The organism is Dactylosporangium sp. NPDC051541, from assembly GCF_044454505.1.
In the GTDB taxonomy this organism is placed as follows: Bacteria; Actinomycetota; Actinomycetes; order Mycobacteriales; family Micromonosporaceae; genus Dactylosporangium.
The window spans coordinates 1,105,872-1,121,059 of the sequence record NZ_JBITDU010000003.1; the positions used below are offsets into that span (position 1 = coordinate 1,105,872).

Annotated in this window: 16 protein-coding genes and 1 pseudogene; 11 read left to right on the top strand and 6 right to left on the bottom strand. The window is 71.0% G+C overall.

From position 1 onward, the window contains the following. Positions 1 to 46: 46 nt before the first annotated feature. The 6 genes from ACIA8L_RS19250 to ACIA8L_RS19275 all read left to right on the top strand — a co-directional run bounded on the left by ACIA8L_RS19250 (position 47) and on the right by ACIA8L_RS19275 (position 4,485). Positions 47 to 298 (top strand): DUF4242 domain-containing protein, encoded by a 252-nt coding sequence (locus ACIA8L_RS19250; RefSeq protein ID WP_395906135.1) that lies wholly within the window; start codon positions 47 to 49, stop codon positions 296 to 298. 2 nt (positions 299 to 300) lie between these two features. Then, positions 301 to 543, top strand: a complete 243-nt coding sequence (locus ACIA8L_RS19255; RefSeq protein WP_395906137.1) for a nickel-binding protein — start codon at positions 301 to 303, stop codon at positions 541 to 543. A 178-nt stretch (positions 544 to 721) separates the two neighbouring features. After that, entirely contained in the window at positions 722 to 1,885 is a 1,164-nt protein-coding gene (locus tag ACIA8L_RS19260; protein ID WP_395906139.1) for a sensor histidine kinase, read from the top strand. Next, complete coding sequence (locus tag ACIA8L_RS19265; RefSeq protein ID WP_395906141.1) at positions 1,870 to 2,679, top strand: response regulator; 810 nt, start codon at positions 1,870 to 1,872, stop codon at positions 2,677 to 2,679. The genes ACIA8L_RS19260 and ACIA8L_RS19265 overlap by 16 nt, the downstream gene beginning before the upstream one ends. A gap of 186 nt (positions 2,680 to 2,865) precedes the next feature. Next, positions 2,866 to 3,627 (top strand): endonuclease/exonuclease/phosphatase family protein, encoded by a 762-nt coding sequence (locus ACIA8L_RS19270; RefSeq protein WP_395906143.1) that lies wholly within the window; start codon positions 2,866 to 2,868, stop codon positions 3,625 to 3,627. Positions 3,628 to 3,660: 33 nt separating this feature from the next. Next, positions 3,661 to 4,485 carry a MerR family transcriptional regulator gene (locus ACIA8L_RS19275; RefSeq protein WP_395906145.1) on the top strand — a complete coding sequence of 275 codons (825 nt, stop codon included), beginning with the start codon at positions 3,661 to 3,663 and terminating at the stop codon, positions 4,483 to 4,485. A 184-nt stretch (positions 4,486 to 4,669) separates the two neighbouring features. On the opposite strand, the gene ACIA8L_RS19280 is transcribed toward ACIA8L_RS19275, so the two are convergent. Beyond that, on the bottom strand, positions 4,670 to 5,650 hold the full coding sequence (locus ACIA8L_RS19280) for an aldo/keto reductase (protein WP_395906147.1): 981 nt from the start codon (positions 5,648 to 5,650) through the stop codon (positions 4,670 to 4,672). Between the two features lie 186 nt (positions 5,651 to 5,836). On the opposite strand from ACIA8L_RS19280, the gene ACIA8L_RS19285 reads away from it, so the two are divergent. The 3 genes and pseudogenes from ACIA8L_RS19285 to ACIA8L_RS19295 form a co-directional block, all read left to right on the top strand. Next, the gene (locus ACIA8L_RS19285) at positions 5,837 to 6,796 is read left to right on the top strand and encodes a helix-turn-helix transcriptional regulator (RefSeq protein WP_395906149.1); all 960 of its coding nucleotides are present in this window, start codon (positions 5,837 to 5,839) and stop codon (positions 6,794 to 6,796) included. Between the two features lie 245 nt (positions 6,797 to 7,041). Further along, positions 7,042 to 8,526: an arabinofuranosidase catalytic domain-containing protein gene (locus ACIA8L_RS19290; protein ID WP_395906151.1), complete on the top strand. Its 1,485-nt coding sequence runs from the start codon at positions 7,042 to 7,044 to the stop codon at positions 8,524 to 8,526. A 149-nt stretch (positions 8,527 to 8,675) separates the two neighbouring features. Then, positions 8,676 to 10,097, top strand: a pseudogene (locus ACIA8L_RS19295) (glycine hydroxymethyltransferase); the annotation flags it as partial. A 27-nt stretch (positions 10,098 to 10,124) separates the two neighbouring features. Here the strand turns inward: ACIA8L_RS19295 and ACIA8L_RS19300 are convergent. Continuing rightward, entirely contained in the window at positions 10,125 to 10,817 is a 693-nt protein-coding gene (locus ACIA8L_RS19300; protein WP_395906153.1) for a type 1 glutamine amidotransferase domain-containing protein, read from the bottom strand. A gap of 305 nt (positions 10,818 to 11,122) precedes the next feature. Between ACIA8L_RS19300 and ACIA8L_RS19305 the strand changes: the two genes are divergently transcribed. After that, positions 11,123 to 11,569, top strand: coding sequence for a DUF6232 family protein (locus ACIA8L_RS19305; protein ID WP_395906155.1), 447 nt, complete (start codon positions 11,123 to 11,125; stop codon positions 11,567 to 11,569). A gap of 28 nt (positions 11,570 to 11,597) precedes the next feature. On the opposite strand, the gene ACIA8L_RS19310 is transcribed toward ACIA8L_RS19305, so the two are convergent. After that, on the bottom strand, positions 11,598 to 12,524 hold the full coding sequence (locus ACIA8L_RS19310) for a helix-turn-helix domain-containing protein (RefSeq protein WP_395906157.1): 927 nt from the start codon (positions 12,522 to 12,524) through the stop codon (positions 11,598 to 11,600). 223 nt (positions 12,525 to 12,747) lie between these two features. Here ACIA8L_RS19310 and ACIA8L_RS19315 point away from each other — a divergent pair, with 223 nt between their 5' ends. Next, on the top strand, positions 12,748 to 12,876 hold the full coding sequence (locus ACIA8L_RS19315; protein WP_395906339.1) for a DUF397 domain-containing protein: 129 nt from the start codon (positions 12,748 to 12,750) through the stop codon (positions 12,874 to 12,876). On the opposite strand, the gene ACIA8L_RS19320 is transcribed toward ACIA8L_RS19315, so the two are convergent. The 3 genes from ACIA8L_RS19320 to ACIA8L_RS19330 form a co-directional block, all read right to left on the bottom strand. Then, positions 12,857 to 13,465, bottom strand: a complete 609-nt coding sequence (locus ACIA8L_RS19320) for a DUF5753 domain-containing protein (protein WP_395906159.1) — start codon at positions 13,463 to 13,465, stop codon at positions 12,857 to 12,859. The two genes, ACIA8L_RS19315 and ACIA8L_RS19320, sit on opposite strands and share 20 nt — an antisense overlap. Before the next feature lie 140 nt (positions 13,466 to 13,605). Beyond that, positions 13,606 to 14,541 carry a Gfo/Idh/MocA family protein gene (locus tag ACIA8L_RS19325; protein WP_395906161.1) on the bottom strand — a complete coding sequence of 312 codons (936 nt, stop codon included), beginning with the start codon at positions 14,539 to 14,541 and terminating at the stop codon, positions 13,606 to 13,608. A gap of 16 nt (positions 14,542 to 14,557) precedes the next feature. Then, positions 14,558 to 15,184, bottom strand: coding sequence for a hypothetical protein (locus ACIA8L_RS19330; protein ID WP_395906163.1), 627 nt, complete (start codon positions 15,182 to 15,184; stop codon positions 14,558 to 14,560). Positions 15,185 to 15,188: the final 4 nt, after the last annotated feature.

Below are 15,188 nucleotides of genomic sequence, written 5' to 3' on the forward strand. Positions count from 1 at the left end.
CATCCGTACGGTCGTCTCACACCGAACCGATCGAGGAGGCACCGGAATGCCGCTGTACATGGACATCCACAGCATCGAGGGCGGCGTGTCCGTCGACGACGTGGTCAAGGCGCACGTGGCCGACCTGCAGACCCAGAGCCGCTACGACGTGAGCTACCTGCGGTACTGGGTCGACGAGGCCCGCGGCAAGATCTTCTGCCTGGCCGAGGCCCCCTCCGCCGAGGCGGCCGCGGCCGTGCACCGGGAGGCCCACGGCCTCGTCGCCGACGAGATCTACCAGGTGCAGGAGGGCTCCTGACGATGGCGACCTTCCTGGACGTGCACGGGGGGTACGCGGGAGTCAGCCCGGACGAGCTGGCCGCGGCCCTGGCGGCCGACCGGGCCTGCGCCGAGCCGGAGGGGGTCCGGCTCGGGCGGGGGTGGCTCGACCGGGCCTCCGGGCTGATGCTTCGCGTCGTGCACGGCCCGGACCGGGAGACGATTCTTCGGGTGCATGAGCGGGCCGGACACCCGGCCACCGAGCTGGTCGAAATACCGCAATAATGGCGTTGCACCTCTCCCGCCTGTGTCGCACTGGGGCACGCCGAGGGGGCGGGGGCGCGCCGGCCGTGCCACCCCGGGGTCCGCCCTGGGAGGCCTCGAGGGGGCACGGCCGGACGCGGAATGCGTGGGTCATCGGACCGATCCCGCCCGGGCCGCTGGTCGGGCACCATAGGGATCGATGCAGGTGATTCGGCGGGTGCTGGCCGCGCTGGACTGGTCGCGGACCCCGGCCGAGTCCGACGCGGCGATCGTGCGCGCCAACGAGCAGCGGCTGGCCCGCATGGTGGCCTACGTCCGGCTCGCGACTGTGCCGTTTCTGGCGGTACCCCTGACCGAATGGCGCAATCTGCCCCGCCCGTGGATCGTGGTCGTGGCCCTGCTCGCCGCGGCCGCGTGGGCGTCGGTCTTCTTCCACCGGGTCCGGCGCGGCGGGGGGCTGCGCGGCGACCAGCTCCTCGCGTTCGCCGACGTCGCCTTCTGCGTCGCGCTCATGGCCGTCGGCTCCCGCGCCGGCGAGCCCGAGCAGCGCAACGCCGTGCTCACCGAGCTCGTGCCGGTCAGCCTGGTCAGCCCGGTCGTCCTCGCGTTCGCGGTCGGGCTGCGCCGGCGGGCCGTGGCCGCCGTCGTGCTGCTCGGCGCCACCTGGACCGCCTCGGTGTGGCCCGACGTCTCCCAGAAGCTCGGCTCCGACCTGCTCGGCTTCGCCGTCTGGTACATCGCCGGCCTCGCCGTCGCCACCCTCATGCGCCGCATGGCCGCCCAGACCGCCGCCGCCGAGGCCCATGCCCGCCGCCTTGACCTGGCCCTGCACCGGGAGCGCTTCCGGCGGTCGCTGCACGACGGCGTCCTGCCGATCTTCGACGGGATCGCCCTCGACGAGCGCGTCGGCCGGGACACCCGCCGGGCCGCCCGTCGCGGTGCCATCCGGGCCCGGGCCCTGCTGTCGACGGCCGTCCCCGCCGCCGGGTTCGAGGCGCGGGTCTACGAGCTCGCCGACACCTTCCTGGAGCTCGGATTACTGCTGTTCCCCCGGGTGTACGTCCACACGGAGCCGCCACCGCACGTCGCCGGGGCTCTGCTGTCCGCCGCACACGAGGCCCTGGCCAACGCGTTGAAGTACGCCGGTGCCGACGCCGAGGTGGTCCTGTTCGCGGAGGCGACCGAGGACGGCGTGGAGATCTCCGTGCTCGACACCGGCGCCGGCTTCGACCGGGCCGCCACCCCGCGCGGCCACGGCTACTCCGAGTCGCTGCCCGCGGTCACGGCCGTCGGCGCGGGCTGGGACGTGACGACCGCGCCCGGCGAAGGGACCAAGGTGGTGCTGCGGTGGCCGTCGCCGTAGTCGTCGTCGACGACCATCGGCTGCTCGCGGCGCCGCTGGTCACCGTCCTCACTCCGCTGCTGGCCGGGCACGGCTTCGCGGTGCGCCCGCTCGCCACGACCGTCACCGCCGCCGTCGCCTCCGGCCCGCCCGGTATCGCAATCTGCGACGTGATCCTGGAGGTCGGTGCGTCCGGCGCGGACGCGGTCCGGGCCCTGATCGGCGCCGGCTGGCGGGTGCTGCTCATGTCCGGCTACGCCCCCGAGGAGCAGGCTCTGGACGCCATCGCGGCCGGCGCCGCCGGATACGTCGAGAAGTCCGAGGACGCCACGGCCCTCGTCGCCGCCGTCCGCGCCGTCGCCGGGCACGGCCGGCACCTGTCGGCCGCCCTCGCCGCCATGTTCTACGCCGACCTGCGCCGCCGCCCGCTCCCGCCCGGCTCGGAGCTGTCCACCGGCGACCAGCGGGTGCTGCGCGCGTTCGTGCAGGGTGAGCCGCCCGAGCGGGCCGCCGCCAGCTGCGGCCTCACGCTCGCGCAGACCCGGGCCGCGGTCGAGCGTGTCTTCACCGCTGCCGTCGCCCGCCGCCAGCAGCACCAGCTCACCCCGCGCGAGCTGGAGGTCGTCCGGCTGGTCGGCTGCGAACACCTGTCGACGGCCGACGTGGCCCGCCGCCTGTTCGTGTCGATCGACACCGCGAACACCCACCTGCGCTCGATCCGCCGCAAGTACCACCTCGTCCACCCGCAGGCCGCGCCGAGCCTGCCCCAGCGCACCGCCGCGCAGCTCTGGGCCCGCGAGCTCAACCTGTGCTGATGGCAAATTTCCGTCCCGCTCACCAGGACTGGTGAGTGCTTTGTCCGGGTTGGGGCGCCGACAATCGAGGCAGCCCGCGGTGGTCACGCGGGGGGTGTGACCACCGCGGCCCGATCGTGAGGTCGGGACGCCGCCCGCGGTCCCGCACGATCCCGTCGATGCGGTCTGAGGCATGATGGCGGGACTGTGGAACTTCGTCTGCTGACCTTCAACGCGCTGTTCAAGGGCGACGTCCGGCCGCGGGTCGAGGCCATCGGGGCCCGGCTGGAGGCATCGGACTACGACGTCGTGTGCCTGCAGGAAGTCATGGCGCCCGGCATGGCCCGGCTGCTCGGGCGGCTCGCGCGGTCGTTTCCGCATCGGCAGTACACCGGCGGAACCCTGATCAAAGGGGGGCTCGTGCTGCTCTCGCGCCGGCCCATCGCGCGGCAGCGGTTCGTCCGATATCCGCTGACCCGGCCGATCCGCCCGGAGCTGCTGATGCGCAAGGGCGCGCAGGTCGCGGTCCTGCACACCGCGGCCGGGCCGTTCGCCGTGGTCAACACGCACCTGTCGGCCAACCGCGACGACGACTGGACGCCGGGGAACCGCTACAGCGCGGTCGCCCGCACGGAGCTCGCGACCTTGACCCGTGCGCTGTCGGCGATCGACGCGTCGATGCCGCTGGTGGTCGTCGGCGACCTGAACCTCCCACGCGATGCGGCCGCCCTGGCCGAGTTCTGCGCCACCGCGGGGCTGCGCGACGCCATGGCCGGCGACGACCGCCCGACCTACCGCCCGACGCCGGGCTGGCCCGACCCGCCCGCCTTCGACCACGTGCTGCTGCGCGGCGACCAGCTCACCGCGTCCTGCCGCCTCGTCTTCGAGGACGACCGGGTGACCCTGCCCGACGGTCGCGCTGTGTACTTGTCCGACCACTTCGGGGTGGCGGCCGACCTGAGGGTTTGACCTTCACCCTGTGTCAAGGCGCAAGGTTGCTTCGTGGACACGACGGGCCTGCTGACCATCGGGATGTTCGCGCGGCGCACCTGGCTGTCGCCGCGGGCACTGCGGCTCTACGAGCAGCAGGGCCTGCTGGTGCCGGCGCTGGTCGACGAGCGCACCGGCTATCGGTGGTATCGCCCTGACCAGCTCGAGGTGGCCCGGCTGGTGGCCCGCCTCCGCCGGCTCGACATGCCGCTGGCCCGCATCGCCGCGATCGTGGCCGCCGACCGGGCCGAGGCCGTGGGCCTGCTCGACGAGTACTGGACCGATGAGGAGTACCGGGTGGCGGCCCGGCGGGAGCTCGTGCGGCACCTGCGGACCCGCCTGCTCGGCGACGAAGGGAGCTTGGACATGTACGACATTCAGGTGCGCGACGTGCCGGAGCAGCTGGTGCTCACGGAGCAGCGGCACGTCCGCGTGCAGGACCTGCCGAAGTGGATCGACGAGAGCATCGGGCGCCTGCTCAAAGCGGCCGCGGGCCACGGCGACGGCCTGGCCGGCCCGTGCTTCATCATCTACCACGGCGAGGTCAACGAGGAGTCCGACGGCCCGGTCGAGATCTGCCTGCCGATCACCCCCGACCCGTCGAGCCCGCCGGAGGTCGCGTCCCGCATCGAGCCCGCCCACCGCGAGGCCTACACCCGCGTGACCAAGGCCCAGGTCGCCTTCCCGCAGATCCTCTCCGCCTACGACGCCGTCGCGGCCTGGGTCGACCGCGAGGACGTGACGTCGACCGGCTCGCCGCGCGAGGTCTACTTCGCCGACTTCGGCGCGGCCGCCCCCGACGACCTGGTGTGCGACATCGCCCAGCCGATCGAGTAGGGCCGGGCAACGCGGACAAGACAGCGATGGGGCCTGCAGCCGGGCTCCTTCGAAGTCACAACGCTACGTCCACTGCGTGCCCGAGCACCTTCCGACCAAGGGCCGGCAAATCCCGTTGAGGACCCGGAGCCGGTCAGCGGTTGGCTCAAGCCCTGGCGGGAGGTGCTCACCCGCACCGGCTCGGTCAGCGGTCGATGCTGGCCATGTTCGTCTCGTCGTGGCGCTCGCCGGAGGCCGGTGTCAGATTGTTCAGGCGGTCGAGCTGGGCGGCGCTGAGTTCGACGCTGTCGGCGGCGGTGTTCTCCTCGACGCGCGTGACCCGCCGGGTGCCGGGGATGGGGGCGATGTCGTCGCCGCGGGTCAGCAGCCACGCCAGCGCGGTCTGGGCCGCGCTGGCGCCGATCTCGGCGCCGAGGGCCTGGACCTCGTCGACGATGGCCAGGTTGCGCTGGAAGTTCTCGCCGGTGAAGCGAGGGTTGCTCTTGCGCCAGTCGTCGTCGGCGAAGTCGTCGACGGTGCGGATCCGCCCGGTCAGCAGGCCGTGTCCGAGCGGGGAGTAGGGCACCAACCCGATGCCGAGTTCGCGCAGCAGCGGGAGGATCTCGGCCTCGACGTCGCGGGTCCAGAGCGAGTATTCGGTCTGCAGCGCGGCCACCGGATGCACGGCGTGGGCCCGGCGGATCGTGCCGGGGCCGGCCTCGGAGAGCCCGATATGGCGGACCTTGCCTTCGGCGACCAGTTCGGCCAGCGCGCCGACGGTCTCCTCGATGGGGGTATTGGGGTCGACGCGGTGCTGGTAGTACAGGTCGATGTGGTCGGTGCCGAGCCGCTTGAGCGAGCCCTCGACCGCGGTCTTCACGTTGGCGGGGCTGCTGTCGATGACGCCGGGGCCGCCGCCGGCGTGGGAGACGAGGCCGAACTTCGTCGCCACGACGACGTCATCGCGCCGGCCTTCGATGGCTTTGCCGACGATTTCCTCGCTGTGGAAGGGGCCGTAGATCTCGGCGGTGTCGATGTGGGTGACCCCGAGGTCCAGTGCGCGGTGGATGGTGCGGATCGACTCCGTGTCGTCGAGTCCTCCGCCGGTGGTGTAGACGCCCGCCATGGTCATGGCGCCGAGGCCGATGCGGGAGACATCGAGCCCGCCCAGTGTTACGTGCCGCATCGGATGCTCCTTGTCGTAGCGGCCGTCAGGCCGGTTCGGAGGGTCGTGGACCGTCAGTGCCACGCGCCGGTCGGCGGTGCTTCCTCATCCACAGAACCAGCTCACCCCCAGCACGGGGAGCCTCTGCCGGGAGGGGGTACTGACAGGGACCCTCCGGATGGGTGCAGCCGCTCGTAGGGTGGAGCCATGGCCGGAAGCAACGACCCTCCCAATACGAATCGTGAGATCCGTGGCGACTTTCGGGCGGAGATCCGGGAGTTTCTGGGCACGCGCCGGTCCCGGGTCACGCCCGAGCAGGCTGGACTGCCCGCATACGGCGGAACCCGGCGCCAGGTCACCGGGCTGCGCCGCGAGGAGGTGGCCCTGCTCGCCGGCATCTCCAGCGAGTACTACATCCGGCTGGAGCGCGGCAACGCCACCGGCGTCTCCGAGAGCGTCATCGACGGCATCGCCCGAGCGCTGCGACTCGACGAGGCCGAGCGGATCCACCTGCTCGATCTGCTGCGCGGCGCCGGCACCACCCGCCCGCCGCGGCGCCGACCGGCCCGGCAACGCATACGGCCCACGGTGCAGCGCGTCCTTGACTCGATGGTCGGCGCCCCCGCGTTCATCCTGAACGGGCGCGGCGACATTTTGGCGGCCAATCTCCTCGGCCGGGCCCTGTTCGCGCCGGTCTACGCCGACCCGGCCCGGCCACCCAACAACGCCCGGTTCATCTTCCTCGACCCGCACGCGACCGAGTTCTTCCGCGACTGGGACCAGGTCGCCAACGACGGTGTGGCCATGCTGCGCGCCTCGGCCGGCCGGGATCTGTACGACCGTCGGCTCACGGACCTGATCGGGGAACTCTCCACCCGCAGCGAAGAATTCCGTCACCGCTGGGCCGCTCACAACGTCCGGATGCACACCACCGGCGTGAAGCTGCTGCACCATCCGGTCGTCGGCCACCTCGACCTGCCGTTCGAGACCTTTCCCCTCGGTGCCGACCCCGGCCAGTTCCTGCTCACCTACACCGCCGAGCCCGCCTCGCCCACCCAGGACGCCCTGAACCTGCTGGCCGGCTGGGCCGCGAACAACCACGACATCGAACCGCCGGCACCGTCGGACGAGCCGGAACCGGCCGGTTCGGCCGAGACAGCCGACTGATCACCCGCCGCCGGACGTTCCGGAGCGGGGTTCCGGCGCGTGGCCGGTGGCCGGCGAGCGGTGTGCGTGAACGTTTCACGGGGTGGGTGTACGAGGCTGGGTCGTACTTGACACCGTCGATGTTAGCGATAACACTCGTGGCCAGCGCTTCATCCCGCTGCCACGGGATGCCTGGTCATTGGCGTTGAATGCACTGGCTGGGCCGAATTGTTAGCGTTCACACCCCCATGCGAGAGGCTCACCCCATGCGCCTGAAATCATGGCGGACGACACTGGCCGGCGCCGCCATCGCCGTGCTCTGTGTCGCCACCGCCGTCGCCCTCCCCGGGACCGCCGAGGCGGCCGGCACGCTGTCGTGTGACATCTACGCCAGCGGTGGCACGCCCTGCGTCGCCGCGCACAGCACGACCCGCGCGCTGTTCGGCTCCTACAACGGTTCGCTGTATCAGGTCCGCCGCTGGTCGGACGGCGCGACGTCCAACATCGGCGTGCTCAGCGCCGGTGGCTACGCCAACGCGGCGGCGCAGGACTCGTTCTGCAGCGGGACCTACTGCACGATCGTGCGCATCTACGACCAGACCTCGCGCCACAACGACCTGACGATCGCCCCCGGCGGCGGCGCCAACCCGACCGCCGACCAGGGCGCCAACGCGGCCGCGCTGCCGGTGAGTGCGGGCGGGCACAAGGTCTACGGCGTGTACATCTCGGCCGGCAACGGATACCGCAACAACGCCACCAACGGCGTCGCGACCGGCAGCCAGCCCGAGGGCATGTACATGGTCACGGAGGGCACGCACGTCAACGACCGCTGCTGCTTCGACTACGGCAACGCCGAGACCAACAACAACGACACCGGCAACGGTGACATGGACGCCATCTACTTCGGCACGCTGTGCTGGTTCTCCCCGTGCAGCGGGTCCAACCCGAAGGTCATGGCCGACCTGGAGAACGGCCTGTTCGCCGGCGGCAACGGCTCCAACACGGCGAACACCGGCCGCAACAGCGCGTTCGTCACCGCCATGACGAAGAACAACGGCACCTCGACGTACGCGATCAAGGACGGCAACGCCCAGTCCGGCGGGCTCGCGACCCGGTACAACGGCGGCCTGCCGACCCAGTCCGGCTATAAGCCGATGACGAAGCAGGGCGCGATCATCCTGGGCATCGGCGGCGACAACAGCAACGGCTCGGTCGGCTCCTTCTTCGAGGGCGTCATGACCAGTGGGTACCCGTCCGACGCGACCGAGAACGCGGTGCAGTCCAACATCGTCTCGGTGGGCTACAGCAAGAGCGTCACCTTCCCGGCCAACGGCGGCGTGTACCGGCTCACGAACCTGCAGAGCGGCAAGGTCCTCGACGCCGTCAACTGTGGCACCGCCAACGGCACCGGCATCCAGCAGTGGCAGAATTTGAGCAACTCCTGCCAGCAGTGGCGGTTCACCAACGTCGGCGCGAACAAGTGGACCATCACCAACGTCAACGCCAACAAGGTCCTCGACGCCGTCAACTGCGGGCTGGCCCTGGGCACGGCCACCAACCTGTGGGACTCCCTCGGCAACAACTGCCAGCAGTGGGCCGTCATCCCGGCCGGCAACGGGCGCTACGAGATCGTCGTCGAGAACAGCGGCATGGTCCTCGACGACCAGAACTGCGGTACGGCCAACGGCACCAAGGTCCAGATGTGGATGTGGCTGAACAACCCCTGCCAGCTCTGGTCCTTCTCGTCGTAGCAAGCGAAGCGTGGTACGAAAGACCACCTTCCAGCGGCCGGACGCCCGAAAGCGTCCGGCCGCCGGGTGGGTAGCATGGGCCCCGACCGCCACGGTGGCGACCATGCGCCGGGCCCGACGTTCGCCAAGTCTGCCCGGCCCGGACCGGGAGACACATGAACGCCGAATCGACTGCATTCCGTGCCGCGCTGGAGGCCGTCCGCGCCGTTGAGCCGCGGATCGCCGACGCGATCGCGAAGGAGCTCACCGACCAGCGCGAGTCGCTGAAGCTCATCGCCAGCGAGAACTACGCCTCGCCCGCGGTGCTCCTCGCCATGGGCAACTGGCTGTCGGACAAGTACGCGGAAGGCACGATCGGCCGCCGCTTCTACGCCGGCTGTCAGAATGTCGACACGGTCGAGGCCGTCGCCGTGGAGCACGCCAAGGAGCTGTTCGGCGCACCCTACGCGTACGTGCAGCCGCACTCCGGCATCGACGCCAACCTGGTCGCCTACTGGGCGATCCTCGCCGACAAGGTCGAGGTGCCGCACCTCGCGAAGTTCGGCAAGCGCCAGGTCAACGACCTCACCGACGCCGAGTGGGCGGAGCTGCGGGCCGCGTTCGGCAACCAGCGGATGCTGGGCATGTCCCTCGACGCCGGCGGCCACCTCACCCACGGGTTCCGGCCCAACATCTCCGGCAAGATGTTCGACCAGCGCAGCTACGGCGTCGACCCGGGCACCGGCCAGATCGACTACGCCGCGCTGCGCGAGACGGCCCGCGAGTTCAAGCCGCTCGTGATCGTCGGCGGCTACTCGGCCTACCCGCGCAAGGTCAACTTCGCCACGCTGCGCGAGATCGCCGACGAGGTCGGGGCCACGCTCATGGTCGACATGGCGCACTTCGCGGGCCTCGTCGCGGGCAAGGTCTTCACCGGCGACTTCAACCCGGTGCCGCACGCCCACATCGTGACGACGACCACCCACAAGAGCCTCCGCGGCCCACGTGGCGGCGCCGTGCTCGCCCAGCCCGAGCTGGCCGACCAGGTCGACCGGGGCTGCCCGATGGTGCTCGGCGGCCCGCTGTCGCACGTCATGGCGGCCAAGGCGATCGCGTTCGCGGAGGCCCGGCGGCCCGAGTTCGCGACGTACGCGCAGCAGATCGTCGACAACGCCCAGGCGCTCGCCGAGGGGCTGCTGACTCGCGGTGTCAAGCTCGTCTCCGGCGGTACCGAAAACCATCTCGTCCTTATCGACGTGCACCCGTTCGGCCTCACCGGTCGCCAGGCCGAGCAGGCGCTGCTCGACTCCGGCGTGGTGACCAACCGCAACGCGGTGCCCAACGACCCGAACGGGGCGTGGTACACGTCCGGCATCCGGATCGGCACCCCGGCCCTGACCACGCGCGGCCTGGGCACCGCGGAGATGGACCAGATCGCCGAGCTGATCCACACCGTGCTGACGGGCACCGCCCCGGACGCCGGTTCGAAGGCGAAGTACCAGCTCGACCCGGCCCTCGCCGACCGGGTGAGCAAGCAGGCGACGGAGCTGCTCGCGCCGTTCCCGCTCTACCCGTCGGTCGACCTGGGCTGACAAAGCGAAAGCCTGACAAAGCAAAAGCTAAAGGGCTTTCAGCAGTTGCTCCGCGAGGGGCGCCGCGGAGGCGGGGTTCTGGCCGGTGTACAGGTTGCGATCGACGACCGTGTACGGCGCCCAGGCCTCGCCCCGCGAGAACTTGACGCCCAGCTCGACCAGGGCGTTCTCGACGAGCCAGGGAGCGCGGGCGGCCAGGCCGACCGCCTCCTCCTCGTCGTTGGTGTAGGCGGTCACCCGGTAGCCGGCGAACGGTGACTCGCCGCCGTCGTGGCGGGTGGCCAGCATCGCGGCCGGGGCGTGGCACACGATGGCGAGGGGCCGGCCCGACGCGAGCGCGGCGACCAGGAGGCGGCCCGAGTCGGCGTCGCGCCACAGGTCCTCCATCGGGCCGTGGCCGCCCGGGTAGTACACGGCGTCGTAGTCCTCGAGGCGGGCGCCGGCCAGGGCGATCGGCCGGCGCAGCTCGTCGGCCGCGCGGAGGGTGGCCTCCTGCTCCAGGGCGGCCTGCGCGCCGCCGGCCATCGCCGGGCGTAAACTCATGACGTCGACGTACGGCACCACCCCGCCCGGCGTCGCGACCACGACCCGGTGCCCGGCACCGGTCAGCGCGCGATACGGGGCCGCGAACTCCTCGGCCCAGTAGCCGGTCGGGTGGCGGGTGCCGTCCGTCAGCGTCCAGTAGCTCGTCCCGGTGAGCACGAACAAGATCTTGGTCATGCCGTCGATCATCGGCGGCGGCCCGGGTCCGTGCCTCAGCCTCCGGGGGTGGCCGGCTCCGCGTTTTGACAACTTGACAGCTCGGGCTCGCAGCGGAGCACTTGACGCGCGTGCGCCAAGTGAGAAATAGGGCGAACATCCCGGAAGCCCGCATAGCGGGTCGGATGAACCGGTCTTTCGGCGCGAATCGGAAAAAAGTTCTAACCTGCAGAACGCAGACAGCCGATGCCCGTCCGAAATTTGACATCAGAGGATTGCCGACTGACAACCCGTACCCGACCCTGGAGGTCGAGGGGGCGGTAACCATGGCAGTCAACGCCGAGAAACCCGGCCCGACCCGGGTTGTCTACTACCCTGGTCCACGCGTCGTCGTGACCAGCGACTACATCGAGAGCGCCGAGGGGTATCACCGGATCAGCGACCTCGACGACATCGACCGAGTGTCCACCTACGCCTACCCGACGAGCCAGATGGCGCTGTTCACCGGCATCATCGAGGTGCTCCTGGGAGCCGGAGTGGCCGCGGTGAGCGGGGGGTCGCTCGCCCTGGTCGGCTCCGGACTGTTCGCCGGCGCCAGCATGGCGGCGGCCGTCATCCACGACGGGCACCGCAACCCGCGGTGGATGGCCCTGCGCGCGATCGCAAACGGCCGGGAGTTCCTGCTGTTCCAGTCGCGCAACCAGGCCGAGTTCGAAGCGGTCCGGCGGGCCGTCATCCGAGCCGTCGAGGCCAACCGCGAGCCGCGGCTCTGAGGCGGGCCACGATCCGGCCGGCGTGCGATCAGACCTGGGACATCGCATCGCGCGCCGACCGGATCATGTCCAGGGCCTCGTCACCGGTCCGGCCGTAGTCGAGCAGGTCCTGCATGATGCTGCGGAACAGGGCGGTCTCGGAGCCGTCCGTCACGAGGTCGTCGGTGGCGCCGGCGGCCTCGACGAAGACCACGTCGCCGTGGTCGTGCGGGGAGAACTGCAGCAGCTCGAAACTGCCGGCGAGGCCGGAGTTGCGCTCGAGACCGAGCTGCACGACGCCGAACCGGTAGGTGTCCGGCTGCTCCGCCAGTGCCAGAATCCGGTCGAGCTGGCGGCGCATCGCGTCGCGCCCGCCCACCGGTCGGCGCAGCACCGCCTCGTCGAGGACGACCATGATCCGGGGCGGGTTGGGCTTGCTCAGCCGCTGCCGGAAGGCGTCCTGCCGGTCCATGCGCAGCTTGACCCGGGAGCGCACTTCCTTGTCGTCCGGGCTGCGCCGAATCGCGAGCGCGGTGATGGCGTGCGCGTACTCCTCGGTCTGCACCAGTCCGGGGACGAACTGCATTTGCCATACATTGATGGCTGTAGCTTCATATTCGTACGCCACAAACCGCTGGAAGGCCCCGGCCAAGCCGTGTTTGCTGTACCACTGGCGGGCCCGGGACACCTGGGACAGTCTGGTCAGCGAACCGACGACCTGCTCGTCGACGACGCCGTAGAACTGCAGCAGAGCCCGCACCTCGAGCGGCTGGACGGTGACCTCGCCCTTCTCGATCCGGGCCAGTTTCGACGGTGACCAGCCGGTTTCCTTGATCACATCGGCCTGGGTCAGCTCGCTCGCCTCGCGGAATTCCTTCAGGCGGATGCGCACCGCTTCCCGGGCCAGGGCCGGGCCGACGTCGGTCGTCGGAGCGGAGGTTTTGGACGATTCCGGCGCGGCCAACGAAATCCCCACCTGCCTTTTCCGATCTGCATAACGCAGAAAACCGAACGTACCATGTCTGCACGTTTCGACCTACGTCATTCCGGCCGATCGTCAGGTACCGTGAGTGATCGGTCGGCTCCGATGAAGTAGCCGTTGGTGCGCGCGGCGCCTGCGCGGGTTGCGGGAGACAACAGTGATTGATCGGGACGAACTCACCTGGTGGAAGAGCTCCAAAAGCGCGAGCGGCGCGTGCGTGGAGGTCGCCACCGACGGCGAGTCGACGCATGTGCGGGACTCACGCGACCGCACGGGTCCGGTGCTGACATTTTCCACCGCCGCATTCCGCGACTTCATCGCGGCCGTCAGGTCAGCGAGCGACTGAGCGACTCCAGGAATGCCCGCGGGTCGGCGACGACGGCGTCCGACCCGATCAGCGCCTCGACCGCTTCCTGGCGCGCCCGGGCCCGGCCCGGCTCGCCGTCCACGAGCTCATCCTCGTGGGCGCTCTCGAAGAACACCACGGCGGTGCCATCGGCCCGCTCGAGCACCTCGAAGGGCCCGCCGAGCCCCGGGTGCGCACCGTTGGTGAACGGCACGATCCCCAGATGTACGGTGTCGAACTCGGCCATGAGCCGGAGATGGTCGAGCTGCTCGCGCACGGCCTTGTCGCCGCCGACCCGCCGGTGCAGGACCGACTCGTCGATCACCGCCCACAGGTGCGGCCGCTGCGGGCCCTCGAGCCGCCTGCGGAACGCCTCGGCCCGCCGCGTGCGGAAATGCACCCGTTCGAGCAGCTCGGAATCGTCGGCGGCCAGGCCGGCGACGCCGCCGATCATGGCCGTGGCGTAGGCGGGGACTTGGAGCAGACCCGGCAGGAAGCCCAGCTGGTTGACATGAATCCGGGCCGCTTCCTGCTCGAACTCCGCGAACCGCTCGAACGCCTCCGGACCGCGCACCATCGAGCTCTCCACTTCCCTCATGATAGTCACTCAGCAACAGTCTGGCTGCAGAACGCAAACTAACGGCTTTGTACCATTCCACAGCGTCAGGCTCGCCGCCAACCCCTACCCGGTTCCCCCTGCGAGGCCGTTCAGACGACGCTTCGCCGGATTCATCCCCGTGCCACCGATACCGGGCGGCCACCGGTCGCGGCCGAGCGGTAGAGCGCCTCGACCGCGGCGACCGCCTGGCGGGCCTCGCGCAGTGTCGCGGTGGGCTCGCCGCGGAGGATCGCCTGATACTGACGGCGGAACGAGGCTGTGTATTCCGCGTCGGCGTCGACGGTCAGCACGCGCCGGCGGTCGACGGTCACGCCCTCGGGGTCGATGGCCAGTGTGCCACGCTCGCACACGATCGTCGTCTCGTGGAAGAAGTCGGGTGTGTCCAGCAATGTCAGGTGTGCGCGGCCCCCGTCGGTCAGGTGCAGGGTGACTTCGGCGCTGGTTTCGACGGCCCGGCCGGCCGGGGCGGCGACCGCGCCCGCCACGGCCGCGACCTCGGCGCCGAGCAGCCAGCAGGCCCGGTCGATGCTGTGCACGCCGACGAGCATCGCGATGCCGCCACCGGCCCGCAGCGGGTCGGTGAACCACGGCGGGCGGTCGGTGCGGGCGTAGTCGGTGGAGCGGCGCTCGACGTACAGGAGCGGCCGGCCTAGTTTTGTCAGTTCCTCGCGGGCCGCGCGCACCTGGCCGAAGAACCGGCCCTGCTGCCCGACGTGGAGCCGGTCACCGGCGGCCGCGATCATCCGGTCGCAGGCGGCCGCGGTCGTCGCCATCGGCTTCTCGACGAGCACCTGCTTGCCGGCCGCGGCGACGCGCAGGGTGAGATCCTCGTGGTCGGCGTGCGGGACGGCGAGGAGCACCAGGTCGGCCCGGTCGAGCAGATCGTCGAGCCCCGCGGTGGCCTGGGCGCCGTAGGCGTCCGCGAGTTCGGCCGCGCGCACCGGGTCCCGGTCGGCGACGGCGGTGAGGGTCAGCCCCGGCACCTCCGCCGCCGCGGCCGCGTGCCGCCGGGCCACCTCACCCGCGCCGACGATCCCAAGTCTCATGCGGGCAGGGTATTCCTCAGGACGCCGGCGGCGGTTCCGTGGTGTGCAGGACCGCGTCGCGCCGGCTGATCCCGGGCCCGACCAGCGTGATCTTGAAGTCGCCGGCCTTCTCGGGCGCGTACACGGTGATCCGGTGCCCGCCCGGGACGCTGACACCGGGCGCCCGCAGCCGCTCCGGGCCGGCCGCGCCGGAGTCGCAGTCGCCGCTGAGCCCGAGGCAGACGGTGACGGGCACACTCGTGGTGTTGTACACGGTGAAGGGCCGCCGCACGTCCGCGGTGTAGAAGCTGTCCCCGAACCCGTCCGCGACGATCTGCGCCTCGGCCCGCGGCTGATACGCCCCGTAGATCATCATGGCGGCGATCGCGACCAGGGCCATGGCGGTGAACGCCGCCCCCAGGGCCAGGCTGATCCAGGCCCGCAGCAGCAGTGGCACGGCGACGATGGCGACCACGACCGCCAGGACGATCAGCCCGTGGACGCGGCCGGGCGACCGGTACGGCCCGGCACCGTCGTCGGCCGGCACGACCAGGCTCCAGCGCGCGTAGCAGCCGATGCACACGACGAGCGCGGCCACCCCGGCGACGACGGCCGGCACGACATCGAACGGCCCGTCGGCGTCAGTCCACCGCCGCTCCCGCACGGCT